We start from the raw sequence: 26440 nt of genomic DNA on the forward strand, positions 1-26440 counted from the left end.
TACCGGCCGGTTCCGGGCTGTCAATGCCGCGAATCAACCCAACTCTGAAACCTCGGCTGCCCCAGCACGACATGCGGAACCTGCCGCACATTCAAAACCAGCACCGGCACCGCAAACCGCACCTGCACAAGCCGAATCAAAACTGACGAAACCACGACACAACCCCACAAGAGCACGTCGCTTGCTGGCCACAGTTCTTACAGTTGCTGGCATTGCGACTTTCCTCGCAGTGATTGGGCTCTGGCCATCGGGCGAGGCTCCGAGTCCGGGGCCGGGATTCCTACAGTCACAGACGTCAGCTGCAGAGACGGTCAAAGGATCCGTCGTAAAGCACAGCGTCGGTGCGTGCAATTCGCCTGACAACGGTCGTGTCTTCGACGACCAGCCGCGACCAGGGCTGACGGCTTCTCTCAACGACTCAGCTGCGCCGAAGTGCCAGCTCTCGGTCATTGAACTGACCTCGGGCCCGGACGAGGGCAAGAAGACGCTGCTGGAGGCATCCGGCTTGCCCGGCGAGATTGAGCTGAAGGAGGGCGACAAGGTCGTCTTGGCAATTCACCGTCCGAACGCGGCTGGTACCGGAGCTTTTGACAATGGTGTTGTGCCGGATCCTGGGTTGATGGCACCACCTCCCGGCATTATTCCCGCGCCTGCCCCTGAGGGCGCAGAGGATGCGCCTGCACCAGCCCCAGAGACTCCCGCACCGGCTCCGGAACATGTTCCCGAAGCACCACCGGCTCCAGCACCCGAGCAGGAACCAGCGTCTGAGCCCGGTGCAGACACCCCCGCTGCCCCTGCTGCTCCCGTTGCCGACACCAACATCGTCGACCTCGCACCTCATCAGGTTGCCGACACCGCTGACATCGGCAACACTTACGCCTTCCTGGACATGGACCGCACCACGACGATCTGGTTGTGGCTCGGCGCGGCGGTGCTGCTCATCGTCCTAGTCGGCATGACCCGCGGTGTCTTAAGCCTCCTCGGTCTCGGCATCACGCTGGCCGCAGTGATGGGATTCCTCGTTCCGGCGTTGCTACGCGGCGGCGACCCGGTGGCCTTGGCTATCACGACGGGCGCGGCGATTCTCTTCCCGGTGCTCTTCCTCGTGCATGGCATCAATTGGAAGTCAGCTTCCGCGCTGGCGGGGACGCTCACCACGATGGTGCTGGCGGCGGGCTTGGCCAACCTCGCGATCTCGACGTCGCAGCTGCGTGGTCTCGGCAATGAGGACAACCTGCTCATTCAGCTCTACCTGCCTGACGTCTCCGTCACGGGCTTGCTTCTGGCGGGCTTCATCATTGGCGCGTTGGGTGTGCTTAACGACGTCACCATCGCCCAGGCCTCGACCGTCCAGGAGCTCTACGAAGCAGCTCCGCGGTCGCGGCCTATGGAGGTCTTCCGCTCGGCAATGCGCGTCGGCCGCGACCACATCGCGTCGATGGTCTACACGCTGGTACTGGCGTACCTCGGCACCGCACTGCCGCTGTCGATTTTGTTAAGCGTCTCCGACCGGCCGCTAATGCAGTCGTTGACCTCCGACGTGGTGGCCACTGAGCTGCTGCGTTCCATCATCGGTGCGGTGGCCTTGGTACTCGCGGTGCCGATTACCACCCTCATCGCCGCCTATACCGTGGCGCCGGAGGGCATGAAGTTCCCGAAGCGCTCGAGAGCGGCAAGCATTTAGCCGCGACCGAGGCAGGTGACGTCCCAGCCTGCGGCACGCCACTCGTCGGCTGGCAGGCAGTTGCGGCCATCGAGAACCGCTGCGCGCTTGACCAGCTTCTTCGCAGCTACCGGGTCGATCTCGCGGAACTGCTGCCACTCGGTGGCGACGACGACCATCTCCGAGCCTTCCAGGGCTGCTTCGATGCTCGGTGCGTACTCCAAGGTTGGGAAATTCTTTTTGGCATTCTCCATGGCCTGCGGGTCATAAACACTCACCGAAGCGCCTGCCAGAGACAGCGAACCGGCAATCGACAGCGCCGGAGAGTCACGCACATCGTCTGAGTTTGGCTTAAAGGCCGCACCCAACACAGTCACAGTGTGACCGAGCAGCGAGCCGCCGAAGCTGCCACGCACCAGGTCAACGGTCTTTTCACGGCGACGCATGTTAATTGCATCGACCTCGCGCAGGAAGGTCAACGCCTGGTCAACGCCCAGCTCACCGGCGCGGGCCATGAATGCGCGGATATCCTTCGGCAGGCAACCGCCACCGAAGCCCAGTCCCGCATTGAGGAAGCGGCGGCCAATTCGGGCGTCCATACCGATGGCGTCGGCAAGCGTAGTGATATCCGCACCTGTGACCTCACAGATTTCGGAGACCGCGTTGATGAAGGAAATCTTGGTGGCGAGGAATGCGTTCGCCGACACCTTCACCAGCTCTGCGGTGGCGGTGTCCGCGACGATGAACGGCGTCTCGCGCTCGATGATGGGGCCGAAGCACTCGCGCAGGCCGTCCTCTGCGATGGATTCAACTTCCTGACCTGCACCATTGAGGATCATGCCCGGCTTCTGCACACCCAGCACCACACGGTCCGGCTCCAGGGTGTCCTTTACCGCGAAGCCCTCACGCAGGAACTCCGGGTTCCAGGCGATCTCGAGGCTGGTGTTCTTCAACTGCTCATCACCAGATGCGGCGCGCTCGCTGATTATCTCCGCAGCCAGTTCCTGTAGGCGCGGCGCGGTACCGACGGGCACAGTGGACTTACCAAACACCAAGTGCTTGCCGACGACGCGCTTAGCCAATTCGGTTACAGCGGCGTCCACATAGCGAACGTCAGCAGCGTAAGAGCCCTTAATCTGCGGAGTTCCCACGCCTACAAAGTGGACGTTCGCAAATTCAACGGCCTCGTCGTAGTCAGTGGTGAAACGTAGACGCCCCGACTCAACGTGCTTCTTCAGCAGTTCGGGCAAACCAGGCTCGAAGAAAGGAACTTGACCTGCGGACAATGCCTCAATCTTGGCGGGATCAACATCTACGCCGAGAACCTCGTGACCCAACTCCGCCATTGCTGCGGCGTGAGTGGCACCAAGGTAACCCGTACCAATAACCGTAATACGCATGAGGGCTATTATTTATCGAAAGATAAAAGGCCTTCAAGCCGATTTAACCCTTAAATGGTGTGAACTAAAGGCTCATCTTTAGGCTTTCCACCTGCGAAAACTCTTTATCGAACAATTGTTTCCGTTTCTTCACCGAGAATTCACTCGGGGCTATTCGCAATTCATTTATGTCCCGAGGTCCCGAAGTCTTATTCCTCATCACGGAAGTTGAGGTACGCACGCGACGGCGTCGGACCGCGCTGCCCCTGGTACTTCGAACCGAGCTTGCCGGAACCGTAAGGCACCTCCGCCGGCGAGGACATCTTGAACAACGCCAGCTGGCCGACCTTCATGTTCGGCCACAGTGCAATGGGCAAGTTTGCGACGTTGGACAGCTCCAGCGTGATGTGGCCAGAAAATCCTGGGTCAATAAAGCCGGCTGTCGAGTGCGTTGCCAAGCCCAGACGCCCCAGCGAGGACTTCCCCTCCAGACGGCCTGCCAAATTCGGCGGAATGGTGAAGTACTCCAAGGTCGATGCCAGGACGAACTCGCCCGGGTGAAGAATGAAGGGCTGCCCTTCTGGAACCTCGTGTGGGGATGTCAGCTCTTCCTGTGGCAGCTTCGGATCGATGTGCGTGTATTGGGAGTTGTTGAAGACTCGGAAGAACTTATCCAGGCGCACGTCGATAGACGAAGGCTGAATCATCTTCGGGTCGAAAGGATCAATGCCGAGATGGTCGGAGCCTTCGGCATCGATAGCGGCACGAATATCACGATCTGAGAGCAACACATAGACCAGCTTAACCGCTCTGTAATGCACAGCGTGTGTCGGTTGCAGGATAAACCCCACTAAATTCAGTGGAACGGCTGCCAACCAATTTTTTCGACGCGAATCGAGAGTGCTACATTGAAGTTACAGAGGGCGACTGATTGCCTGCATGTCACATCTACTGTGCCAATCTCGTGGCGTGCTTTTAATCATTCCGCCTACTGTGTGCCGATGTAGTTCAATGGTAGAACTCCTGCTTCCCAAGCAGGCGGCGCGGGTTCGATTCCCGTCATCGGCTCCACTATGACGTCGAAAATGATAAGTAGGCGTTTGCGTTAGCAGGCGTTGATTTGGTCGAGGCGGACGCTATGGTCGGCGACCTCGGTAACGAGTTCAGCGTCGTGGGTGATGACAATGACGACGGCACCAGTGTCAGCGAGTTTACGCATTACCCGGGAAATCGCGACAAGGTGCTTGTAGCCAACACCGGACGTGGGCTCGTCGAAGATGTAAACTTTCTTGTTCGCAGCAAGCGCTGTAGCAATAACCAGGCGTTGGCGTTGCCCGCCAGAGAGTGCTTGGGGATGATCAGCCTCGTGGTCGGCAAGGTCGAGTTCTTCAAGGATCGCGTGGGCATCGATGCGTTGCTTTTCGGCTTTGGTCGTGCCGAGCGTGACTTCGTCAATGACTGTGTCCGAGAACAACTGTCGGGTAGGGTCTTGCATCACAAGGTAGGAGTCACGGCTGGTGAATTTCTGTCCATTGAGTGTGATGGATGTATGCTTGGCCTTTTCAAGTCCGCAGACGATCCGTGCCAGTGTTGATTTGCCCGACCCGCACGGGCCCAACAGTGCAGTGATTTTCCCTTCCGGGAAGAGCACATGGTCGATGTTGAGGACTGTGTTTCCGTGGCGGTAGGCGAAGGTGAGGTTGTCGATCGTGAGCCCATCTCCTGCCGGTTGCGGTAGCTGCGGCATGGGCACGGGCACAAGGGATCGCAGTCCAAGCTGTTTGCGCTCCTCATCCGAGGTAGCGTAGAACTCTTCGCCGGTTGCGGTGAGGGCGATATTGCCTTTGTCGAAGCAGTAGACGCGGTCGACAATCCCGGCGAGGAAACTCAGCCGGTGTTCAGCGATGATGATGGTGTGCCCGTCTTTTTTGAGCCGGGCGATGAGCGTGGCGAGTTGGTCGATAACGTCAGCGGACAAGTTCGCGGTCGGCTCGTCAAAGACGATCAGCGACGTGTTGTTGCACATGGCGACGGCGCAGGCCACGCGTTGCATCTGCCCACCCGACAGTTGTGTGACGCGGGATTCCAACTGGTCGGCGATACCTAACTCGGCGGCAACCTCGTCAATGCGGGCACTAATCTCCTGCGGGTCGCGGCCGAGATTTTCTGGGCCGAAGGCGAGTTCTTGGCGCACGTGAGTGGTGTAGAACTGGGTGCGCGGGTTTTGAAACACTGTCGAACAGTGGTGGGCAAGCTCTGATAGATCTACTCGTGCCACGTCAATGTCGTCGACTGTGACGCTTCCGGTAAGGTCGCCGTCGTGGAAGTGCGGGATCAGCCCGTTAAACAGCCGTAGCGCGGTAGTTTTCCCTGACCCAGACGCGCCGCACAGCAAGGTGACGGTTCCAGGTGTGATGGTGATGGTTGCGTCTGTGATTGAGGGGTGGTCTGCTCCCCGATAGGTGAAGGTGACGCCGGTGGCTTGGGCTGTTGTCATAGGGTGATTCTCCATATCGCGAAGCCGATAACGATGAGCAGAATGACCGCGTCGACCACCCGGAATTTCACGACCGTGACTGAGGTAGGCTTTGCGGTTCCGCCCAGTCCGCGTACAAGGGCAGCAGATGCCAGTTCGTCCCCGCTTCGCACCACGGTCGATAGCAGCGGGATCGTGAAGTACTGGGCCGCGCGCAGGGAAAGCGCGGACATCCCGCGAAGCTTCATCGCATCTGAGATCGCTTTAACCTCGTGGCCGATCACGGGCAGCACCCGTAACGCGACTGAGATAGGGATCGTCAAACAAGTCGGGATTCGTGAGCTGGCTAGTGCTTTTTGCAAGGTGGCAGGTCGGATTACACCGATCGCGTATGCGCCCATGCCTGCGCTGACGCTGAATCGCCACATCCACTGCAGAAACAGCACGAGGAATGCGCTGGCTGTTGATTCCCAGACCAGGGGTATCACATAAACGAGCCCACCGAGGACCGCAAACGTGGCCAGGTAGACGGCCACCCAGCTCGGGCGCACGAGCGTGTTGGGGTTGATCGAGGCGCTCGCCAGCATCACGGCAGCGAATCCGCCCAGAGCACACACGAACCACGGCGAGTAGGAACTGTAGATCGTGGTGGAGACGATGACGAGCGCTACGATAATCGTGCGCGGGTCGGGAAGTTTAGACAAGACCGGCCCGTTCAAAGTGTTTGCGCGCGACCCTGGTTCCCAACAGACCAGCAAGCCAGCCAACGATGAGCATCACGACGAAGAAGCCCAACAGAATCGGGATAGTGACAACCTGGGCCATCTTCGCGGCATACTCGGCGCCCATTTGTTCGGCGATCTGCGACATATATGCCTCTTGGTTCATAAATAGCGGCATCCACGGTGACACGTAGATCGGCAGAATAAACAGTGCGTATGCCAGCGGAACGCGAACCTTCACGCTCTTCGGCCCCTTGGTGATGACTAGGTCGGCGAGCAGGCCGAATACAGCGGCGATCGCGATGCCGCCCACCCAGTGGCCGGTCACGAAGAAGAGGATTTCGATGAGGATCAGCATGATGGTCAATGCCCCCATCTTCGGAGTGCGTGCTGTGAACAGCGCAAAGACGATGCCGTTAACGAGGATAGAAAGCAAGAAGCCGGCATACATGGCGACGGGGATGAACCCGAGCATTCCGAATGCAAACACGATGACGAACATCAAGGCAGTGAAGACGCCGATGTTGATGAAGTCGCGCGTGTTGAGGCGCGAGGATGTGCGTGTGGACATAGTTTTTCCTTTTATGTGCTGATATGCGCTGTGTTTAGACGAGTTGCCATCCGCCTGCGTTGATGCGCTCTTGCCAGAAATCGCGGTATTGACCCGGCTGGTTGACCAGCTCGTCGTGAGGCCCGCGCTGGGCGATACGCCCACCGTGGGAGAGCACAATAATTTGGTCAGCTTGGCGAATGGTTTCCAGTTTGTGGGCGATCACGATCAGCGTGGAGTGCTTGCGTAGCTCGTTCATCGCCGCAACAATGTTGGCTTCATTTTCCGCGTCCAATGCGCTGGTGGCCTCATCGAACAGCACGATCGGGGCCTTCTTCACCAAGGCGCGAGCGATGGACACTCGTTGGCGTTCCCCACCTGACAGTGCACGCCCGCCAGCGCCCGCCAATGAATTCCAGCCATCTGGGAGGCGGTTGACGATTTCCGTCACGCCCGACAGGTCAGCGGCCCACCTGATTTCTTCATCGGTAGCTTCTGGGTTGCCAAGGCGAATGTTGGCCTCAAGCGTGTCATTGAATAAGTAGACGTCTTGGAAGACCAGGGATATCTGGCGCATCAAATCTTCGGTGGTCTGCTCACGCACATCAACCCCGCCAACGCGCACGCTGCCGGACTGCACATCCCAGAAACGTGCAACCAACCGGGCGATCGTCGTCTTCCCGCACCCAGATGGACCAACCAGGGCACACATGCCGCCTTGCGGGACATGGAAGGAAAAATCACGGAGAACCGGGGTGTCCGGATCGTAGCCGAAGGTCACATCATCGAAGCGAACATCACCAGGAGCGCTCACCGGTGTGGAGGTGACAGGTTCGGACAGTTCGGGAGCGTCCATGACCTTGTCGACGTGGTTCATCTGCTGGCGGCGTTCTTCCAGCCCAGATATATTTCCGCCAATGTCTTGGAGCATGGTGGTGAACCGCAGGCACATGCCGATTGTCACCAAGGCGTTCAGCGCATTCATCTGCCCGCCGAGGGTGAGTTGGGCGGTGAGCCAGATCATCACCACAATGAGCGCTTGGACGAACATCCCATTAATCAGGTTCGCTAGTGTTTCGAACCACAATGCTTTGCGGCCCTTGCGGTCAGCCTGGTCGAAAGCCTGATCAAGGGCCGGGTAGTCGTCGGCGACGTGACAGGAACGCAATGCACCTTGGCAGGTGGCGAATTCGACCATGCGAGCCGCCAACTCTGACTCGGCTGGTTCGGAAACCTTCTTGCCCTTATCGAGAAGCACACGGGAGATATGGAGGAAGGCAAGCATGATCGGGAACGCGATCGTCAAGGTCAGTCCCAGCCGCCAATCCCAGAACCAGGTTCCCACAGTGACTACGAGCACGGCTGAGAGTTTTTGGACGAGGGAGAAAATGAAATGTGCCGCCGACTCGCCCAAGTCCATCATTTCCTTGGTGACCATGCGCGACAGTCGGCCAGAGCTACCCGAATCGAACACTCCCAGTGGTAGGCGGGCTACTTTGTTACCTACTGCCTGGTGGACGTCGTGAATGAATCCAAGCGCGCCGATATAGCCGGTGCGCATGCCATAAAACTCCGTGCCCACGCCCAGCACCGCGAACACCGCCAAGGCGATGAGCCAGCCCCAAAACGACAGCCCCCACACCGGCATTCCGGTCGCCAAGGCGCTTGCTGCAGGGAGTAGCGCGAGCAGGGCAAAGCCGTGACACAGTCCTGAGACCGCACCCCACGCTTGACCGACCGAGAGGTCTCGCCACGAGGTGGGTTCCATCAAACGCTTAAAGCGTGGCAGCAATAGTTGATTCATCGTTTCATCTCCTCGCATGCACCTTGGGCAAGAAGTGCCTGATAGTGCGCATTACCCAACAGCTCGTCGTGTTTACCGACCACAGCAATGCCCCCGCGTTCCATGACGACAATTTGGTCTGCCCCTCTGATCGAGGCCAGTCGGTGGGCGATCACAATCACGGTTCTGCCTTTGGCAAGAGTCGAGAGAGCTTGTTGGATTTTCGATTCCGATTCCGGGTCCGCCATCGCCGTCGCCTCGTCCAGCACCAACACTGGGGCATCAACCATGAGCGCCCGGGCGATCGCGATACGGGCTGCCTGCCCGCCCGAAACGTGGGTGTCCTCCCCCAACACAGTGTCGTAACCATCGGGCAGGCTCATGATGAACTCGTCGATCTGCGCTGCTCTCGCTGCCTGCCGCACCTGCTCCAAGGTTGCGTCTCGCGCGCCCAGGGCAATGTTGTTGTGGATGGTGTCGCGAATAAGCTGTGCATCTTGCAGGACGAATGCGACCGTCGAATACAACACATCCTGGGAAATGCTCTTTAGATCAACCCCGCCGATGGTGATCGTGCCAGCGTCCGGGGCATCGAAGCGGGCAATTAAACTCGCCAACGTCGACTTCCCCGCACCCGACGGGCCAACCAGCGCGGTCACCGTGCCTGCCGGAATGCTCAGGCTCACCTCGTCTAATGCCTGGGTGTCGTCATAGGCATACGACACACCCCGAATCTCGATATCATGACCGTGTGGTGTCTGTGGCGCATCGGGCTGACTCAACGCCGGTAGCTCCATGACATTCACCAGCCGTACTGCCGCTGAACCTGCGAGCTGATAAGACCAGGCGATGGTTGCGACTGCCATCAACGCTCCCGGCAGCACCAAGGCGATCAACGTCGTCGTTATCACCTCGTAGATGCTCACCCAACCGGCGTTCATCATCAACGCGCCACCGCCAAGGTTCACGATCAACAGCACCGGGATCGACACCCACGAAAATGAGGCGACCGACATCGACACCAGCGGCATACACCACGCCCGGTAGAACTTAGAAAACTCGTTAGCTGCATCTAAATAGGCTTTATGTGCTTGGCCGACCTTGCCGAACGCTTTCACCACTGAGATACCGGCAACGAACTCGGCCATCGTTGCCGAAACCTGAGCGAGCTTGGTGTCCATTTCCGCGGTCTTCTCATTCATCCCTCGCATCGACATGCCATACATGCCCACATAAACCGGAATCGTTGCAATCGACAGCAGAGCGAGCCGCCAATCCACCACGAACGCATAGGCCAACAAGGCGAGCGGGGAGACGATTGCGTTCAGTTTCTCGATCGGCCCGTGTGCGATCACTGTGTGCACCGTGGCCGTATCATCCTGAATGGTCTTGCGGATCTTCCCTTCGCCCTCGCGGGTAAACCACGACAGCGGAGCAGTCGACATTCGGGCGGCAATTTGCCGACGCATCTGATTACGCAACGACAGGTCAATAAAATGCGTCACGCCCAACGCAACAAAATACAAAGTCAACCGCGCCATGTAAGCAGAAACAAGGAGCATCACGATCCAGTTCACCCGCGCCGGGTCCACCCGGTCTTGCATCAGCGCAGCTCCCAGCTCCACCAAAGCCACATAGGGTGCGATAGCCAACACCCCAGAGGCGAACGTTAAGGCCTGCGCGATAAACAGTTTGCCTTTCACCGGCTGCGATAGCTGACGGATCGCGTTCTGGCCAGCGACTGATTTTTCCTTCGCCGACCCATACTCGCCTTCAACAACCTGATCCGTTGCACTTTCGTTCACGTAAGCACCATCCTTCTTAGGCATGCCTAACCTTACTATATTTCTGGGAGGTGTGTCTACTGTGCACGTCAACTGATACGAACATCACCCTTTCAGGGCAATCCTCACCTGTTCACCGGTGCGGAACACGAACCGGATCGCGTCCTCGGTGACAATGGCGTGGTCGATAAGTGCGCTCCATTGTGCGGGGTGAAACTCGCTCACAGGTTCCCCTGTCAGATCATTCAGGGTTGTGGTGATGGCGGCGTGCTTGGCGGTGTTCGCTGCGATATCTTTTTCCAGGCTTGTTCTACGTGCGAGCGTCTTACGGTAGGTAGTATCGAGTTCGGCGTACGCGGATTGGCAGGCGTCCTGGTCGAGCGCACACCGCTGGTTTTCCGCAATCAGCGCTTCGATCTGCTCGTCTTTCACCGTCGCGCTGCTGCAGGGATGTTCGTCTGTGTATTTATGGTTGCATTGCCAAACTGCGTCTTTGCATTTCGTGTTCGACGCCCACGTTTTACGCCCATACCACGCCCCACACCGAGCACATTCCAGCCGGGTGGAGAACAACCCGACTTTCGCTGACTATATGTTGCCATGCCTGGTGGCGAGTTCGTATTGCATCTGATCCCAGATACGCGGTTCGGTAATCGGCTCATGATTACCTGATACATAGTATTGGGGTACTTCGCCTTCGTTGACCTTCATCTTCTTAGTAAGGAAATCGGTGGTGAACGTCTTTTGCAGCAGGGCGTCGTCCTTGTATTTTTCGTTGGACAGGATGGAGCACACTGTCGAGGTTGACCACACTTCTTTCCCGCGCGGGGTGAGAATCTTGCGGGCAGCGAGCTCGGTTTTAATCTCACTGATCGCTATCCCATCAAGGAACAGCTGGTAGATCAACCGCACGGTCGGAGCCTGCGTCTCGTCGATGACGAGGCTTCCACCCTCGCCTTTCTTATGTCCGAGTAGCACCAATTACCCATAATCCCCACGCCGACTCCCGTTTCGGAGGAGTTGGCGTGGGGCTTTTACGTGGTCGCGGTTTACGAGGATGGCGACGGCGCGGTGTACCTCAGCCACCGCAACACGGCTTTGACACGACGGTTTGTATCTTCCGGTTGGAAACCCAGCTTCAAGAACACATTTGCCACATGTTTACTCACAGCGCCTGCGGTTAGTACCAGGCGTTTTTCTATTTCCTTATTACTGAGCCCCTGCGCCATCAGATTGAGCACTTCGCGCTCACGCGGAGTCAGCGTGGCGATACCGTACTGCTTTGCAGTAAGCAGCGTCGCGACCACTTCAGGATCAACCACGGTACCGCCACTTCGTACCTCTTCCAGTGCTGAGACAAAGTGCTCGACATCCGAGACACGTTCTTTCAGCAAGTACCCAAAGCCACCATGCTGCAGCAGGCGATCCAGGTAACTGGCCGCCACGTATTGGCTGAGCACGACAACTGGCTGGTTGGGGTTGCTCTGACGCAATGTGGATACCGCGACCAGGCCGTCGTCACGCATGCTCGGCGGCATCCGAACGTCAGTAACGATGACATCGAACACCTGCCCTTCAGCAGCGGCGAGCAGCTGATCTGCATCGCCGACGGCGACGACCTCGTGCCCCAACGCCCGCAGCAGGCCGGTCAGCCCCTCGCGCAGGAGCACGGAATCCTCGGCCAGCAGTACTTTCATCGTGTCCTTCCTTGACGAACGGGCAGTTCCAACCGCAATTCAGCACCGCCGTCGGCGTTGGCGAGCGACACGGTTCCGCCAAGCGCTGCCGCCCGTTCGCACAGGCCCGCAATGCCGGTGCCCCGACCATGCTTTACGACGTCTACAGCGCCCGCACTCGTTGGTTCTTCGAGCCCTACACCATCGTCGCGCACAGTGACCATAAGCGTACCGAGATGCGACACGAGCGCCTTCTTCGGAGTCTGAACCGCGAGAGTGATGTCAGCCCGATGGGCATGGCCATGTTTAGTGGCGTTGGTCAGCCCCTCCGCTGCGCAGTGGTAGGCGAGCAGAGCTGTGGTTTCATCAATTGGCCCGAAGTCTGAGACACCGTCCTCACGGACGGAAACCTCCATACCAGCGTGCGCTGCCAGCTCCCTCACGGCAGCGACCAGTCCATTTTCAAACAGTACCGGCGGGGCAATGCCAAGCACCACGGAGCGCAGCTGTGCAAGCGCCTGCGTTGCATTGTTATCGGCGGCGGTGAGCGCCTCGGCTACCTCTTCTTCAGTCTTGCCCATGCGAGCAGCGGCAATGTTGAGTTTCAAGGCGGTGAGGTGTTGCTGAGGGCCGTCGTGAAGCTCGCGTTCGATGCGGCGGCGCTCACCGGAGAAGGAGCCAATGAGCACGTCGCGGGACTGGCTGACTTCTTCGCTGGATGGTGCGAGGATGACGCGGGAGAGCCAAATGGACAGCAAGCCGGCACCGAGGTTGATGGCGATGGTCAGCACCAAAAAGAGGATTGCGAAAACCCAGCCAACAGTGATCTTCTGCGCGGGATCCGTCAGAGTCCAGCTGAAAAACTCCAGTTCGTCAACCAGGAAAGGTGCAGCGAAGAGCACTCCGACAGTAAAACCACCGCCGACCCACGCTGTAAAGGTGACGAACCCAATGACCAATTGGACGAGTAGGTTGACGAAGTTACGGATGTCGAACCAGCGATTTGTCACACGATTGGGGATTGGAGTGCCGGACCACGATGCCGCCATACGAGAGAGCCAGTCGGCGCCGCGGCCGATGAGCGGAATCCAGGGCAGAAGAACGACGGAGACGATCAAACCCGGAATGAACAGCAGTCCGAGAATAAAACTCCAGGCCAGCGCGATTAAATTCTTTTTCTTTGTCATAGTTTCAAAGCTAAATTGGCCCGCGCCCAAAAACAGTGGAGCTGACTCCCCTAAATTCAGTCGAGCTGAATACGCCCCGACTTCTTTTCTCCGATACCACGGTCGGCCAATTCGTCATCGATGAACGTTGGCCGACCGATAATCAGTCCAAGCACTGCAAGCACGACGGTGGTGCCAAGCAGCACAATCAGAATGGGGGTCCATGTTTCCGCGGTTCCGGCGGCCACGCCCACCAGGAATGGCCCGACTGCGGAGAAAATGTAGCCGATTGGCTGCACGAAGCCGGACAACCGCGCGGTCAGCTCATGGCTTCGAGTGCGAGCTGGAATCAGCGCGATAGCCATGGGGAAACAAAAACCACCCACACCCAGCAGGAACGCAGCGCCGATAGCGTATCCCGCACCAGTTGCTGCCGCTCCTCGCTGGTCGATAAGAATCATCAACAGATAGCCGAGGAAGAAAAGACAGCCGAGACTAAAAGCGACGTAGGACATGGTACGAAGCCGTGCAATCAGCGGCGGCATCAGCAGACCACCGATGATGCCCAACCCTTGGACGAGCATGGATGCTGCGGTGGCTACGCTGACGCTGATGCCAGCGTCGATAAGCATTTTCGGCATCCAGCCCATGAGAACGTAGGCGTTCATAGACTGCACGCCGAAGAAGACCGCCAGTGCAATGGCTGTCGGCGACTTCCAGATTGGTGTATTTGCCGAAGAGCTGACCGGCGCCTTCGGGTAGTCGAATCCAATGCGCGCACGCAGCGGACCCCACACGACGAGCTGCACCAGGGCGGTAATCGCCCATGCGGCAATCGCCCAGCGCCACATGTCGATACTGCCTGCGGACGCTTCGGGTGAATCGCTAATCAAAAACGCCGTCGCCGGCCCCAGGCCGCCACCGAGGGCGAGCATGCTGGAATACAGCATCATCAGCACGACCGTATGACGGCCGCCGTGCACCTTAATCCACGCAGGTAGCAGCACATTTCCCAGCGCGATACCAGCAACTGACAGCGCAGTGAACAGTAGGAATAGCCAGATACTGCTCACCCACGGTCGCACCGCAAGGCCGACGAATAGCAACGCCGCTGACAGTGTGAGCGCGCCGCTTAGCCCCATGCGCTTGCCGACGGACACCGCAGACAACCCAATCGCGAAAAACGCGAGCCCCGGAATGGCCGTAATCAGACCACCAAAGGCGGAGGATGCACCGAGGGTGGAAAGGAGCTGATCGAGCACCGGGCCGATCGACGCGATACTCGGGCGCAAGTTCAGCGCCGCAACGATTACTGCTATGACGAGGATGGGAACGCCGAGTGTAATGGCATTCTTCGAGGTACCAGTAGCTTTTGGTTGTGGTTGCCCCGGTTTTTCTTCTATTGCCATAACAGTGGACGTTACCGCTTCCTGTTAATGCCTCTCTAGCCGGCTACGACTCCCCCGGTCGATTTATCGTTTCCACTTGAATAGGGGATAATTTTCGGTAGTGAAACGGCATTGCCCTCACGCCCCTACCCCTGGCCAGCAGGCAGGTTGGCCGCCCCTCAAGGAGATTGATGAAGTATGTGTCGACCCGTTGAATGCAATGTTTGCCACAAGACGACCTGGGCTGGCTGCGGGCAGCACATCGACCAGGTAAAGGCAACTGTTCCGGCAGATCAGTGGTGCGGCGGAAAGCACACCGATGAAGAAATTAAGGCGGCTGGTGCAAACCGCGGTTTCCTCGGACGCCTGTTCGGCTAGTTCAGTGCTTCTGCCACCAATGGCCGGGAGTAGCCTGAAAAATTGACGTACACGATGTCGCTGTTGCCCTATCCTGGACTACAGCGACATCTCTTTTTCTGTATCTATTGACAGTCTTCCAGCTATCTCTGACGTAAGGATCGAACTGAAAATGGTTGAACCGATTTCTGATTCCATGCTCATTGCCTACGACGGCTCCGACGAAGCCAAGCGGGCACTGGCCTACGCCGGAAAGTTGCTGCGCGTCAAAACTGCCTACATTCTGACTGCTTGGGAGCCCCTGCAGCGCGCTGCAGCTCGTACCGCTGGCGCCTCAGGCATGATGCAACCTGATTGGGATGCCACTACTGAAGACGGCGATCCGGCTCACGACGAGGCTGTACGCATTTGCCGTGAGGGCGTGCAAATTGCCGCTGAGGCCGGCTTCGTCGCGGAGCCATACCTGGTAGAGACCGAAACTACTATCTGGTCGGCTATCGTCGACGCAGCTCACGACCTCGATGCGGGTGTGATTATCTCCGGTACTCGTGGCGTCACTGGTCTGCGCGGACTATTTACTGCCTCCACCTCCGACGCATTGCTCAAGAATGCTGGTCGCCCAGTCCTCGTAGTTCCAGGGGAAAAGGAATAAATTTCTAGAAAATTTTCAAAAACTTACTTAGCTGATAGAAAATGGTATAACCTCTCAACTAAGAAAACTCAATGATCGCTGAAGCCACTCAAAATTCAAGGCAGGGAAAGATTCCCAGCTGTTCCACTGGTTTACAGAAGTCACAGAGTGTAGTTTTATAAACAGTATTGACTTAATGCACACGAGGAGTCCTCAACATGGCATACGAAACTGATTCCGAGCAGCGTCGTAGCGTTGGCCCCGCCCTGGCCTCGGCGCTTATTGGTGCCCTTCTCGGTGGTGCCGCAATTTTCGGCATCGGCCAGGCTCTGACCGAAGACCGAATTCCGGAAGCACAGGCTGTTTCCACCGATGACGCTCTGCTTGGCGGTGTCGAATACGGTCAGCGTTAACCCTTTAACGCTAGCCCTCCTTTAAAGCTATGCCCACCTTTGTTCGAGCGCGTAAGCGCGTGCTTGTACCCTGGTGGGCTTTGCTGTGCCTGCTGGCATTCATTCAGTCCCCCGGCAAAACTGTCGCTGACACCAAGCACGACCTGACGGAAAACCCCATCGGGTTTTTGTCCGCATCGCTTAACATGTGGTCAGACACCATGCCGCTGGGACAGCTCCAGAACCAGGCCTATGGTTACCTCTTTCCGCAAGGCGCATTCTTCGCCCTGTTCAGTTTGCTGCCCGACGTATTAGCGCCCAGTTGGATTATCCAGGCGCTGTGGTGGAGTCTCACTCTCTGCTTAGCTTTTACCGGCGCATATCGTGTGGCCGAAGCTATCGGCGTCGGCACGCATACCTCGCGCGTGCTGGCGGCATTGTTGTACGCATTGTCGCCGCGCGTAATTACGACGTTGGGCGCGATTTCGTCCGAGACCTGGCCTGTGGCGCTAGCGCCATGGATCCTCCTTCCATTACTGCGGGTTGCCGCCCGGCGCGAAGAGCTGCCCTGGCGTGCGACCACCCGCGCTGTGTTGCTTTCCGGTCTAGCTGTACTGTGCACTGGCGCAGTCAACGCCGTCAGTACGGCTGCGGCCTGCATCCCTGCCGGACTGATGCTGCTCTTCTTCGCTTTTACGGGACCCCGCCGTGGGCGCGCATGGGCGATGCTCGGCGGTTGGCTGGCTGCGTGCGCGGCGGTCAGCATGTGGTGGATCGTGCCGCTGCTACTGCTGGGCAAGTACTCACCACCGTTTACGGACTACATTGAGTCCTCCGGTGTGACCACTCGCTGGCTGAGCCTCGGCGAGACGCTGCGCGGCGCTACCTCGTGGACGCCGTTTGTCTCTTTTGAGCGCGTGGGTGGAAATGCGCTGGTCGCGGAGCCAATTCTGATCTACGCCACGATGGCTGTCGCAGCAATCGGACTGCTTGGCCTGGTCATGCGTTCACTGCCGCTGCGCCGGATGTGGCTGCTGATGATGCTCATCGGCCTTGTCATCATGGCGGCCTGGACGGAGCCATTCGGACTGGTGTGGGAATCGGCTCGAGAGATGCTCGATTCCACGCTCGCAGCGGTACGCAACCTGCACAAATTCGACACTATTGTGCGCCTGCCGCTCGTTATCGGTTTCGCTCATGCGACAGCGCAGCTGCCATGGCCGTGGCGGGAACCTGCGATTGACCGTGCGGAGAAGGCGAGTGCTGATGCTGACGCCGAAAACACCGATGCCAAGGTGCCAACCGCAGCTCAAGCGACCATCGGCTGGCAGCAGTGGCTGCACCCGGAGAAGCACCCGCGCGCTATCGCATCGATGCTGGTTCTGATGGTTCTCGCTAGCGCCACCGCACCTGCGTGGAGTGCTCGCTTAGCTCCGGCAGGAGGTTTTTCCGAGGTTCCGGGCTACTGGCACGAGGCCGCCGATTGGCTGAACAAGCAGGGCGAGGACACCCGCACGCTGGTCGTACCGTCATCACCGTTTGCCGATCAGACGTGGGGCAATACTCGTGACGAACCACTCCAGCCGCTTGCCGACGTCCCCTGGGCCGTCCGCGATACCGTGCCATTGGCGCCTCCAGAGGCGATTCGCGGCCTCGATGGTCTGCGCAATTCGCTGACTCGTGGGCGTGAAGTACCGGCGCTGGACGCCACACTGCGCAACAATGGCATCGGCTATGTACTGGTCCGCCACGACCTGCGAGTGGCATCAAGAGGCGATTCACTGCGCGCCATTACCTCCACGCTGCAGGACTCCCCGACCATGGAAAAGGTGGCAGAGTTTGCGGACGAGGACGGCCATACTGCTATCCAGATCTGGGGTGCAGGACCGAAGGAACTGCGCAATCACGCTCTGTCACCGCGCTTGGTGGACACCGCGCAGGTGCCGCTGGTCGCCGGTGGTCCCGAGGTGCTCCCGCGGCTTGATGAGGTCGATTCCGATGCCCCAGTGCGCATTCTGTCTGGCAAGGATGCCGGAACGGTCACCGACACTCCTGCACGCCGCGGCCGTAACTACGGTGAAGTCGTTGGCGCGGAGTCGGCAATCCTGGCCGAAGACGAGGATTCATATGTCCGCAACCTCGTTCCGGACTACCCCGTCGCTGGGCTTCCGCTGACGCAGACGGCAACGGGCCGGGCCACAATTGAGGTTTCGTCGTCGGCCTCGGAGCCATACAACGTCGGTGGTGCATCCGCCGACCACTCCGTCAACGCAATGCTCGACGGCGACACTTCCACCTGGTGGGAACCCTTGGCGGGTAAGAGCCAGGCTGAGTGGGTCAAGCTTTCCTGGAAGAAGCCAACCGACAACGCGGTGCTCGTCCTGACCGGTGCTCGCGTTCCAGTGCAACTGCGCATCCAGACTGATACGGCCTCCAGCTCCGTACAGTTGGTCCCGGGTGAGACGACTCGTATTCCACTGCCTGGCGGCAAGACCACATCTGTACTTATCACTGCAAAGATTGCCCCTGTAGGCTTTTCTATTTCCGAGCTGAGGCTGGTGATTCCAAAGCGGGACACTGATTTCGATGCGTACGAAACTGCTACCCCAGATTCCGATGCGGAGACCCAGCTTTCCGACAAGGACATAGCGGAGGACCTCACTCCGGTTCGTGTCCCGGTGGTGCCGAATTCCTCATCGCTGGCACAGCGTTGGGTCTTTGGTCAAGAGATTCATGAGGGCACGCTGGTGCGCCTGTTCACTGTTCCGAAGCCGGTAAAGGTGAAGGTCGATGCGGACACCTGCCGCAGCAACATCGGAGATCCGTGGGCCAGCCTCCAGCGCGGTGACGGTTCTGATCACCGTGAGCTGACCTGTGGCGAAGAGATTGAGCTCTCGCCGGGCCCATGGCGCATCGATGCCAAGTCCGATTGGGTATCACTTACCTCGACCGACTACTTCGCGCCGTCAGCCGAGCAGCAGCAGGTCACGCCAATCGATCTGAGTGGCACCATCGGTGCTAGCGACCGCGACCGCATTGTGTGGTTGCCCATCTCCGTCAATGCGGGCCACGAGCTGCGAGTCGGAGGTGCCGCCATGAATCCGGTAACAGTCTCTGGATGGCAGCAGGGTTGGACGATTCCGGCTGGCGTTGGTGGCGCAGTCGAGCTGACCTACCCGCCGCAGCAGACCTGGCGGACTGGAATCCTCTCAGGCGGCGCACTCGCAGCCGTGTACGCGCTGGTCACTGTGGGGCTGGCATACGCTTGGCGACGATTCGCTCACCCTTCTCCGATTCCCAGGGCTTCGCTGGGCAATGACCTGCCGCGGGCGGCTATTGGCATTGCCGCTGCCGCGACAGTGACATTGGTATCCAGCTGGCCTGGCGTGGTCGTTGCCCTCGTGGTGGTTACCGCTACCCTTGGTGGGGCTTTCTGGGCACGGAAGCGTGGGGACGTCGTCAAGCCGTGGCTGAACGTGCGAAACGCACTGATTGTGGCGCTTGCTGCGACGATGACGATTGCGGGCATGGTGCTGGCGGCGAACCCGTGGCCAAAGGATGACTACGCCGGCGCTGGCTGGCCGCTGCAGTTACTGCTGACGGCGGCGCTGACGATTGTGGCATGCTGCTCGATGTTTTCGGGCAACGGTGCTGATGACAACGCCGACAATGACGCCGACGACACCGGCAATGATGCTGGTTAAAAACTGTTAGCGGTTGACCCAGACTCGTGCGAAGAAGCGACGTGCGGGTTCCTCGACAAGCGCGTAGGAGGCGGCAGCCACCGGAATCGACAGTGCGACCGTGACAATGGTGACGCTGAGAAGATGGCCAGTAAATAGCTTCACACCAAGCAGCGGGAATGCGATGGAGAGCATCGCCACGTGCCAGAGGAAGATACCGTAGGACCAGCGTCCCAGCGCCTGCATGATGGGGTGTTCGAGGAAGCGCGATTCCGGCGCCATCGTCCAGGGACCGATGATGGCGGCACCGAAGACCAGACCGCACAGCAGGCGGCGGGTGAATTCCCAGTTGGTCAGTTCGACTAGCCCTTCGGGCCCCAGGTAAGAAGCCAGGACCAGCGCACCAACGGCGATCGCCAGCCACAGTGGGCGGCGGCGAGCCCAGCGCTGCATGGTTTCCACCTTCGCGCGTGCGGCATCGGTATCGACGACTTGGAGCGATTCCAGTTCGGCGAGAATCATGCCAGCGGCGAACCATGAAAAGTACGCAATTGGCTGGATATGCGGGTTCACGCCGTCCGGGTACGGCAGCGGCAAGTAGGGCCAGCCGAAGCTCAAAATCGCAAGCAGAGTAAGCGCCACTATGCGACGCCCCTGCTGGCGATGCGGGTCCAACCGGCTCAGTGCGATGGCAAACAGCGGCAGCGTGATGTAGAACGCGACCTCCACCGACAGCGACCACAGGTGCGTCAGCCCACCGTGCAGCGAGCCGGAGAAATAAACCTGCGTCAGCGTCAGGTTTGTCATCCAAATTTTGAGATCCGCCCCACGGCCCACCGGCAGTACGATGAGCACAATAAGTACCAGCACCCAGTAGGCAGGCATAATGCGCGCGACGCGCTTCTTGTAGTACTTCGCCCAGCTCTTTTTCCGCCCACCGTCAGCATCAGCCAGCGCTTTCCGACGGGGGATTCCGCCGTAACCCGAGCGGTGAGAACGCCACAGCAAGAATCCGGACAGCACGAAGAAGACGGCCACAAAGAAGTCGAAGCGGCCGAGGACACGCTCCCACAGCGCCCCCACATCATGCCCGGTCTGGAATGCGACGTGCGTGCCGATGATACCCATCGAAGCCACAGCACGAAGGCCCTCCAGCGAGGGCAGGAAGCCCGGACGGAAGGTGGTGGCCGAGCTTGACGACGAGCCTGACCCGGTGTGCGAGCTGGTGCTCGGCGCGGAGTTCGGCGCTACATTTGTCGCGGAGGCTAGCTCGACGTTCGGCGCTGTCTCAGATGCCTTGGACGTCATAGTACTTTCTTACACGGAGACCGGAATGAGTAAAATCACTTGTATTTTATTATGAAATAAGTCCTGTTCAGACCGGTTTTTCCAAAATTCTTTTGTTTTCCTGACAAGTTATTTTTAAAAAACGCACCACAACGCTCCTAACTTCCTGCTAGGTTTTGCAGCAGAAAGTTACGTACAGTTAAAGGACTATCCGCTGATGAAGAGAACTCTCGGACATGCACTGATTATCATCGGTGCTGCATTGATTGTCATTGCCGTCCTTCTGCCAACCTTCCTGGTGCCGCGCCTCCGGGTCATCCCGCTTGACACTGTGAGCGATACCATCACGGAGGTGCGCGACGGCACTCTGTTGGACTCCGGCCAGCTGGGCAAGAATGAGCCAACACCAAACCGCAAGAATGACCCGCGCTGTGAGGCAGAAACGGACGAAGAGAAGCGCGACCTCCCGATCCACTGCTTCATCAACGACAAGACTCCTATGCAGTCGAAGCGCCACGTAGAGATTGAGGAGCCGGCTGACGACAAGATCGCAACCCTCCAGGTCGGTACCACTCTGCTGCGCGATGACCGCGAAGAGCCGAAGAACCTCATCAATGCGACCCTTGACCGCATCACTGTCGACCGCAGCACTGCGTACCCGGTAGATGACCCGATTTCCAGCGTTGCTATTAACGCACCGCAGGGCGGTTCGGACACCAAGCCGCCGACGTTCACCCGTCCGGGCATCCAGTACCAGTTCCCGTTTGGCGCTGAGAAGAAGTCCTACCCGTACTACGATGTCCAGGCGATGCGTAACTTCGAGATCGACTTCGTCGGTGAGGAAACTCAGGACGGCGTCAAGGTCTACAAGTACTCCATGACGATTCCGCCGCAGAACCTCTACGAGTCCCTGACCGAGCACTTCACTCGTGACGGCCGCAAACTCACCGAGGCCGACAAGTCCTCGCTGGCTTCCATGCGCCTGAGCTTCCCGGCTCACAAGTGGGGCCTGGAGGGTGACGACGACGTCGAGATGGATCGTTACTACACCAACGTCCGTACTGTTCGCGTCGAGCCGACTTCTGGCGTGATTGTAAACGGTACTGAAGAGATGTTCATGTTCTACGCCAAGGATCAGAAGGAAGCCGAAGAGATTGCTTCTAAGGCTGGCCGTGAGAAGGAGGCCAAGGAGCAAAACCGTACCGCAATGAAGTACACCGCTCAGTGGGACGAAGACTCCAAGGGTCGCCAAATGGACCGCGCGAAGGACGCACGTAAGTCGCTGACTATCGGTGGCACTGTCGCACCGTGGATTCTCGGCATCCTCGGCCTGGTCCTGATCGTGATTGGCTTCCGTATTCGCAGCAAGTCTGCCTAAGAGGCCAAGCTACGGCACCGCTAGGATTCCTCAGACACTCGCTTACACCGAGTTTCACTGAGGGAATCTAAAAATAATTTAATATAGGGCACGTGACGCAACGTTTCCGCACTACTTTGACCCAGTCGGCTCGCTCTCACTCGGAGCGAGTCGCCTGGGTTTTTGTGTTCTCGTGGATTCTTATGCTGACCACTGCCGTGTGCTGGCCGCTCTTTATCCCGCACAAGGCACCGGATGAGGGTCGCTTTGGGGCACCGATGTTTCTGCTGCGCGACATGATCATCCCCAATCACCCACCGCTTACCGACGCAGCCCTGGGGCTCGGCCCCGCTGCGGCACGAGCAGTTCCGCAGGACACTGCCCTGTGGGCGCTGGGCTACTTTGTGGATGCCAGCCATTGGGTGCGCTTTGCCATGGTTGGCGCCTGCTTAATCGGCGGCCTTGCAGCTGCTGAGCTCGCCCGCAGGCTCACACTCGACAGCGCTGGCGCCGGCGCCAGTGCCACACCTGGTTCGGGGCTTGTTCGAATGACTCCGAGCTTGGTCAGCCAACTGATTGCACCGACGATGTTGCTCTGGAATCCGTTCGTGGTCGAGCGCTTACTGCAGGGGCAGTGGTCACTGGTCATCGCTGTATTGCTACTTCCAGCAGTTGTTCTGGCAACGCAGATGGGCAGTGCTTTGTGGCGCACCAGTGTCATTGCCGCAGCGGGTCTCACACCGACCGGTGCTCTTTTGGCTGGTATCACCGGCCTTGTCGCCGCCCGCAATCACCGCGATCGCGCCTGGATCGCGACCACAACAGTAGCGGTCAGCTCGCCGTGGTTGATCGCATCTTTGCTGAACCCCAGTGCGGCGGGGTCCTCCGATGCGGCTGGCGCTGCCGCATTTGCGGCCAGAGCAGAGGCTCACGTCGGCACGCTCGGCAGCCTGTTGGGGCTGGGTGGCATCTGGAATAAGCAGGCTGTGCCGCTAACTCGCGAGGCCGGTTTTTCAGCGATTATGGTGCTGGTGCTCTTGGTACTCATGGGCCTGGGGTTCCGTCGTGTCTGGGATTCGCAGGAGCGCTGGCGGGGTCTGATGATTGCCGGCGCCCTGAGCATTGTGCTCGTCGCTCTCGCCGCAACAACGCCGGGCATTTTGATGATGGGTTGGGCGCTCGAGCACATCCCGGGGGCGGGTCTGCTTCGTGATGCACAGAAGTGGATCGCGCTCGCTGTCCCTGCCTATGTCATCCTCGCCGCCAGCGGTGCGGAGTACCTGGCACGCCGCGCTCGCAGCGCCACCGCCAATATCGGCCAGTGGTTGGCTACTGGCGTCAGCGCGCTCATCATCATTGCCGCTGTCCCCACGCTGCCCGCCGATGTCGCTCCACTCCGCCCCATTCCGTCATGGGAGGGCTGGTCGGCGGTTTCCGGTGTCGTCGCGCTTGACGACGATCGCGTTGCGGTTCTACCTGCCGGTTCTTACCGCATCATTAATGGGCGCCCTGTCCTCGACCCGGCTACGAAGATTTTGCCCGCTCCGGTGGTGAGCTCCGGCGAATTGATCGTTTCTGGGCAGTCGGTGTCTGGCGAGGGAGCCACAACCGTTGAGCGTACGCTGCTCGGCGGTGCAAAGAGGCAGGAGGAGCTTGCGTCTGCGCTCCAGAGCCTTCGGGACCAGGGCGTTGGCTGGGTCCTAGTGGAGAATTCGCCCGGCAACTTCGGCGATTCAGCTGACATTGTGGCAGCGCTAGATCCCGTCTATGAAACACCTGACCTGCAGCTATACCATGTTCCCGGCGTTATCAATCCGACCACAGAACCAAGCCAGGGGGCCTATGCAGCTGCGTGGATAGCCTTTGGAATCTGGACTCTTTGCCTGCTCGCTGGGCTACTGGCGGGACTATTGGCTGGAGTAAAGGAAGCGCTACTGCCCCGCCGCAGGTAGCAGATTGTCCAGAGTTGGGTTTTCCAAGACATTCAGAACTGCCTCGCCGGTTTTGTCCCAGCCAAATTCTGAGGCACGGGCGACGCATGCCTTGGACATGGCGCGATGCAGTTCGCCGTTATCGAGAATCTGTCGTGTCTTGGCAATTAGGTCAGCTTCATCGCTGGCCAGCAGGCCAGTTTCACCGTCGTTGACCGAGTCGCGCAATCCCGCCGAGGAACGGTAACCGACCGTTGGCACGCCGTGCTGCGCCGATTCGATGACGGCGAGCCCCCAGCCCTCCTTGCGGGAAGGCATCAGATGCAGACACGCCTTGGAGAGGATGCGGTGTTTATCCGCCTCTGTGACCTGCCCGTGGAAGACCACGTGATCCGAAACACCCTTGTCACGGGCATATTCCACGAGGTTGTCGTGCCACCACCCCGAGCCAATAACATCGAGAATCGCACCTGGACGATCCTGCACAAGATCTGCGAGCACATCGATGGCGTGCTCAATCTGCTTATGCGGGACCAATCGCGACAGCGTCACCAGATGCGGTGCCGGACCGTCGCACTCGGATAGATCTGCCATGATTTCGGTCGACTGCAACTCCCCCGGAATCGGGTCCACACCATTGCGAATCACCGCGATGCGCCCCGGCGACACTCCGAGTTCTACCAGTTCAGCGGCACTTGGTTCGGAAACCGTGATGTAGCGGCTGCGGCGGTGAATCATCGGCGACAGACGCGACTCGATGAACCACCCCAGCTGGCTAATAATCGGCCCCGCCACTGGCCACTGCTCGCGGTGGCAGTGATGTGTCAGGAGCACCGTCGGTGCGCCGGAGAAAATCCGCGCGAAAAAGGGGACACCGTTTTGGGTATCGACCACGACATCCGGCTTGCCGCCGAGCACCTTGGCAAGTGGCCCCACGCCAAATCTAGCCCCCAGCATCGCGGTCCAGGAACGCACGTAGACGGAGAAGTTTCCACCAGCGCGGGAGAAAGTCACGCCGTCACGACGTGAAAGGGCCGGTGCGCCTGGGTAGCTGGCCGTGCGGAACACCACAGTGTGGCCTTGGTCGGCAAGGTAACCTGCGACGCGCTCCAAATAGCGCTCACTACCTCCACCTTCGGGATGACCAGTGTCGCGCCAACACAACAATAAGATTTTCATAACAATATGAGCCTAACGCTCGGCACGGCTTTCGTTGCCGCTTTAGCTCAAATCCATACTCCCAGACCCAACCAGTCCATTAGATTGTTTGACGTGACCAGCTTTCGCTTTCCCGCTTTTATCGTCCCGCCCGCTCTGAAAGAGCTGCGCAGCTTTGCTACTCTGTCGCGCTCATTTGGGCTGCTCAACGACTTCAAATACGAGCAAACCGATCCCGATATCTTCTACGGGCACCTTGCCGAGGACACCATCGGCCTCCTAGAAGGCATCGCGGCTGGCGCGGATGGTTCAGTGGGCGCGGTGGATGCGAGGGGCACCGCTGGTACGGCGGAGTCGCCGGGCGCAGGGGGCACGTCGTCAAGCGTTACGACGAATACCGCACTGCATGGCAAGCGCATCCTTGATGTCGGCGGCGGCCCTGGGTACTTTGGCCGAGCATTTGCCCAGCGTGGCGTGGAATATTACACCTGTGAACCAGATGTGGGCGAGATGGCGGCGGCGGGTATCAAACTGGAGTCGTCGGTACGCGGATCGGGGCTGGAACTGCCGTTTCGCGATGATGCTTTTGACCTGACATACTCATCGAACGTTGCCGAGCACGTGCCCGAGCCATGGACGATGGGCGAGGAAATGCTGCGTGTAACCAAGCCGGGCGGACTGGTCGTTTACTCGTACACCATTTGGTACGGCCCGTTCGGCGGCCACGAGATGGGGATGACGCATTACCTGGGTGGCGACCGCGCGCGGCGCATGTATGAGAAGAAGCATGGCAAGCGGCCGAAGAACTACTTTGGCGAGTCTCTGTTCAAGGTCGGTTGCGGTGAAGGTTTGAAGTGGGCGCACGCTGCCGCGGAGGCCGGCGACTGCGAACTGCTGGCCGCGTTTCCGCGTTACCACCCGTGGTGGGCCTGGTGGATGGTGCACGTACCGGGGCTGCGCGAGTTCGCGGTGTCGAACCTGGTGCTGGTGCTGCGGAAGCGGTAGGGGCCAGTTTCTCTCGGAGCGTGCTCCCCTGACTTCGTATCGTCTGCCACTA

At 59.1% G+C, this 26440-nt stretch carries 22 protein-coding genes and 1 tRNA gene; 9 read left to right on the forward strand and 14 right to left on the reverse strand.

The genetic code is table 11. The features are described from left to right. Nucleotides 1-181 precede the first annotated feature (181 nt). Nucleotides 182-1684 carry a YibE/F family protein gene (locus HMPREF1206_RS01190; RefSeq protein WP_016421580.1) on the forward strand — a complete coding sequence of 501 codons (1503 nt, stop codon included), beginning with the start codon at nucleotides 182-184 and terminating at the stop codon, nucleotides 1682-1684. Here the strand turns inward: HMPREF1206_RS01190 and HMPREF1206_RS01195 are convergent. Next, nucleotides 1681-3063 carry a UDP-glucose/GDP-mannose dehydrogenase family protein gene (locus HMPREF1206_RS01195; protein ID WP_016421581.1) on the reverse strand — a complete coding sequence of 461 codons (1383 nt, stop codon included), beginning with the start codon at nucleotides 3061-3063 and terminating at the stop codon, nucleotides 1681-1683. The genes HMPREF1206_RS01190 and HMPREF1206_RS01195 overlap by 4 nt on opposite strands. Before the next feature lie 188 nt (nucleotides 3064-3251). Further along, a complete protein-coding gene (gene dcd, locus HMPREF1206_RS01200) occupies nucleotides 3252-3833 on the reverse strand; it encodes a dCTP deaminase (protein ID WP_042388964.1) in 582 nt (193 codons plus the stop codon). Between the two features lie 206 nt (nucleotides 3834-4039). On the opposite strand from dcd, the gene HMPREF1206_RS01205 reads away from it, so the two are divergent. Then, nucleotides 4040-4113: transfer RNA gene (locus HMPREF1206_RS01205), tRNA-Gly, on the forward strand. Between the two features lie 34 nt (nucleotides 4114-4147). Here the strand turns inward: HMPREF1206_RS01205 and HMPREF1206_RS01210 are convergent. The 10 genes from HMPREF1206_RS01210 to HMPREF1206_RS01250 form a co-directional block, all read right to left on the reverse strand. Further along, the gene (locus HMPREF1206_RS01210; RefSeq protein ID WP_016421583.1) at nucleotides 4148-5539 is read right to left on the reverse strand and encodes an ABC transporter ATP-binding protein; all 1392 of its coding nucleotides are present in this window, start codon (nucleotides 5537-5539) and stop codon (nucleotides 4148-4150) included. After that, nucleotides 5536-6222, reverse strand: coding sequence for an energy-coupling factor transporter transmembrane protein EcfT (locus tag HMPREF1206_RS01215; RefSeq protein ID WP_042388251.1), 687 nt, complete (start codon nucleotides 6220-6222; stop codon nucleotides 5536-5538). The genes HMPREF1206_RS01210 and HMPREF1206_RS01215 overlap by 4 nt, the downstream gene beginning before the upstream one ends. Further along, the gene (locus HMPREF1206_RS01220; RefSeq protein WP_016421585.1) at nucleotides 6215-6811 is read right to left on the reverse strand and encodes an MptD family putative ECF transporter S component; all 597 of its coding nucleotides are present in this window, start codon (nucleotides 6809-6811) and stop codon (nucleotides 6215-6217) included. The genes HMPREF1206_RS01215 and HMPREF1206_RS01220 overlap by 8 nt, the downstream gene beginning before the upstream one ends. Before the next feature lie 34 nt (nucleotides 6812-6845). Then, nucleotides 6846-8594 carry an ABC transporter ATP-binding protein gene (locus HMPREF1206_RS01225; protein ID WP_016421586.1) on the reverse strand — a complete coding sequence of 583 codons (1749 nt, stop codon included), beginning with the start codon at nucleotides 8592-8594 and terminating at the stop codon, nucleotides 6846-6848. Then, nucleotides 8591-10378, reverse strand: coding sequence for an ABC transporter ATP-binding protein (locus HMPREF1206_RS01230; RefSeq protein ID WP_042388966.1), 1788 nt, complete (start codon nucleotides 10376-10378; stop codon nucleotides 8591-8593). The genes HMPREF1206_RS01225 and HMPREF1206_RS01230 overlap by 4 nt, the downstream gene beginning before the upstream one ends. 84 nt (nucleotides 10379-10462) lie before the next feature. Further along, nucleotides 10463-10930 carry a zinc ribbon domain-containing protein gene (locus HMPREF1206_RS11245; RefSeq protein ID WP_224433374.1) on the reverse strand — a complete coding sequence of 156 codons (468 nt, stop codon included), beginning with the start codon at nucleotides 10928-10930 and terminating at the stop codon, nucleotides 10463-10465. Between the two features lie 15 nt (nucleotides 10931-10945). Further along, complete coding sequence (locus HMPREF1206_RS11255; RefSeq protein ID WP_016421589.1) at nucleotides 10946-11335, reverse strand: recombinase family protein; 390 nt, start codon at nucleotides 11333-11335, stop codon at nucleotides 10946-10948. Between the two features lie 71 nt (nucleotides 11336-11406). Further along, nucleotides 11407-12054 (reverse strand): response regulator transcription factor, encoded by a 648-nt coding sequence (locus HMPREF1206_RS01240; protein ID WP_016421590.1) that lies wholly within the window; start codon nucleotides 12052-12054, stop codon nucleotides 11407-11409. Next, entirely contained in the window at nucleotides 12051-13220 is a 1170-nt protein-coding gene (locus HMPREF1206_RS01245; protein WP_042388255.1) for a sensor histidine kinase, read from the reverse strand. Before HMPREF1206_RS01245 ends, HMPREF1206_RS01240 begins: the two co-directional genes overlap by 4 nt. A 56-nt stretch (nucleotides 13221-13276) precedes the next feature. Further along, nucleotides 13277-14608, reverse strand: coding sequence for an MFS transporter (locus tag HMPREF1206_RS01250; RefSeq protein ID WP_016421592.1), 1332 nt, complete (start codon nucleotides 14606-14608; stop codon nucleotides 13277-13279). 177 nt (nucleotides 14609-14785) lie between these two features. Between HMPREF1206_RS01250 and HMPREF1206_RS01255 the strand changes: the two genes are divergently transcribed. From HMPREF1206_RS01255 to HMPREF1206_RS01270, 4 genes are all read left to right on the forward strand, one after another. Further along, nucleotides 14786-14965, forward strand: a complete 180-nt coding sequence (locus tag HMPREF1206_RS01255) for a hypothetical protein (protein ID WP_016421593.1) — start codon at nucleotides 14786-14788, stop codon at nucleotides 14963-14965. 151 nt (nucleotides 14966-15116) lie between these two features. Next, entirely contained in the window at nucleotides 15117-15596 is a 480-nt protein-coding gene (locus HMPREF1206_RS01260; RefSeq protein ID WP_016421594.1) for a universal stress protein, read from the forward strand. 197 nt (nucleotides 15597-15793) lie between these two features. Then, nucleotides 15794-15988: a DUF2613 domain-containing protein gene (locus HMPREF1206_RS01265; RefSeq protein WP_005510537.1), complete on the forward strand. Its 195-nt coding sequence runs from the start codon at nucleotides 15794-15796 to the stop codon at nucleotides 15986-15988. A gap of 29 nt (nucleotides 15989-16017) precedes the next feature. Further along, complete coding sequence (locus tag HMPREF1206_RS01270) at nucleotides 16018-19671, forward strand: alpha-(1->3)-arabinofuranosyltransferase family protein (protein WP_016421595.1); 3654 nt, start codon at nucleotides 16018-16020, stop codon at nucleotides 19669-19671. Between the two features lie 6 nt (nucleotides 19672-19677). Here the strand turns inward: HMPREF1206_RS01270 and HMPREF1206_RS01275 are convergent, their stop codons facing one another. Continuing rightward, nucleotides 19678-20958 carry an acyltransferase gene (locus HMPREF1206_RS01275; protein WP_016421596.1) on the reverse strand — a complete coding sequence of 427 codons (1281 nt, stop codon included), beginning with the start codon at nucleotides 20956-20958 and terminating at the stop codon, nucleotides 19678-19680. A gap of 196 nt (nucleotides 20959-21154) precedes the next feature. Here HMPREF1206_RS01275 and HMPREF1206_RS01280 point away from each other — a divergent pair, with 196 nt between their 5' ends. Continuing rightward, nucleotides 21155-22315: a DUF3068 domain-containing protein gene (locus HMPREF1206_RS01280; protein WP_016421597.1), complete on the forward strand. Its 1161-nt coding sequence runs from the start codon at nucleotides 21155-21157 to the stop codon at nucleotides 22313-22315. A 92-nt stretch (nucleotides 22316-22407) separates the two neighbouring features. Then, nucleotides 22408-24246 carry a hypothetical protein gene (locus tag HMPREF1206_RS01285; protein ID WP_016421598.1) on the forward strand — a complete coding sequence of 613 codons (1839 nt, stop codon included), beginning with the start codon at nucleotides 22408-22410 and terminating at the stop codon, nucleotides 24244-24246. On the opposite strand, the gene HMPREF1206_RS01290 is transcribed toward HMPREF1206_RS01285, so the two are convergent. Continuing rightward, a complete protein-coding gene (locus HMPREF1206_RS01290; RefSeq protein ID WP_042388260.1) occupies nucleotides 24226-25404 on the reverse strand; it encodes a glycosyltransferase family 4 protein in 1179 nt (392 codons plus the stop codon). The genes HMPREF1206_RS01285 and HMPREF1206_RS01290 overlap by 21 nt on opposite strands. A 93-nt stretch (nucleotides 25405-25497) precedes the next feature. Between HMPREF1206_RS01290 and HMPREF1206_RS01295 the strand changes: the two genes are divergently transcribed. Next, nucleotides 25498-26388, forward strand: a complete 891-nt coding sequence (locus HMPREF1206_RS01295; protein ID WP_231367156.1) for a bifunctional 2-polyprenyl-6-hydroxyphenol methylase/3-demethylubiquinol 3-O-methyltransferase UbiG — start codon at nucleotides 25498-25500, stop codon at nucleotides 26386-26388. Nucleotides 26389-26440 lie beyond the last annotated feature (52 nt).

The sequence above is a fragment of the Corynebacterium sp. HFH0082 genome, assembly GCF_000411235.1.
GTDB classification, from domain to species: Bacteria; Actinomycetota; Actinomycetes; order Mycobacteriales; family Mycobacteriaceae; genus Corynebacterium; species Corynebacterium jeikeium_D.

Coding starts and splice junctions, on each gene's coding strand:
- HMPREF1206_RS01195 (WP_016421581.1), bottom strand. CDS start 3,063: ATGCGTATTACGGTTATTGGTACGGGTTACCTTGGTGCCACTCACGCC.
- HMPREF1206_RS01210 (WP_016421583.1), bottom strand. CDS start 5,539: ATGACAACAGCCCAAGCCACCGGCGTCACCTTCACCTATCGGGGAGCA.
- HMPREF1206_RS01220 (WP_016421585.1), bottom strand. CDS start 6,811: ATGTCCACACGCACATCCTCGCGCCTCAACACGCGCGACTTCATCAAC.
- HMPREF1206_RS01225 (WP_016421586.1), bottom strand. CDS start 8,594: ATGAATCAACTATTGCTGCCACGCTTTAAGCGTTTGATGGAACCCACC.
- HMPREF1206_RS01240 (WP_016421590.1), bottom strand. CDS start 12,054: ATGAAAGTACTGCTGGCCGAGGATTCCGTGCTCCTGCGCGAGGGGCTG.
- HMPREF1206_RS01245 (WP_042388255.1), bottom strand. CDS start 13,220: ATGACAAAGAAAAAGAATTTAATCGCGCTGGCCTGGAGTTTTATTCTC.
- HMPREF1206_RS01250 (WP_016421592.1), bottom strand. CDS start 14,608: ATGGCAATAGAAGAAAAACCGGGGCAACCACAACCAAAAGCTACTGGT.
- HMPREF1206_RS01255 (WP_016421593.1), top strand. CDS start 14,786: ATGTGTCGACCCGTTGAATGCAATGTTTGCCACAAGACGACCTGGGCT.
- HMPREF1206_RS01260 (WP_016421594.1), top strand. CDS start 15,117: ATGGTTGAACCGATTTCTGATTCCATGCTCATTGCCTACGACGGCTCC.
- HMPREF1206_RS01265 (WP_005510537.1), top strand. CDS start 15,794: ATGGCATACGAAACTGATTCCGAGCAGCGTCGTAGCGTTGGCCCCGCC.
- HMPREF1206_RS01270 (WP_016421595.1), top strand. CDS start 16,018: ATGCCCACCTTTGTTCGAGCGCGTAAGCGCGTGCTTGTACCCTGGTGG.
- HMPREF1206_RS01275 (WP_016421596.1), bottom strand. CDS start 20,958: ATGACGTCCAAGGCATCTGAGACAGCGCCGAACGTCGAGCTAGCCTCC.
- HMPREF1206_RS01280 (WP_016421597.1), top strand. CDS start 21,155: ATGAAGAGAACTCTCGGACATGCACTGATTATCATCGGTGCTGCATTG.
- HMPREF1206_RS01290 (WP_042388260.1), bottom strand. CDS start 25,404: ATGAAAATCTTATTGTTGTGTTGGCGCGACACTGGTCATCCCGAAGGT.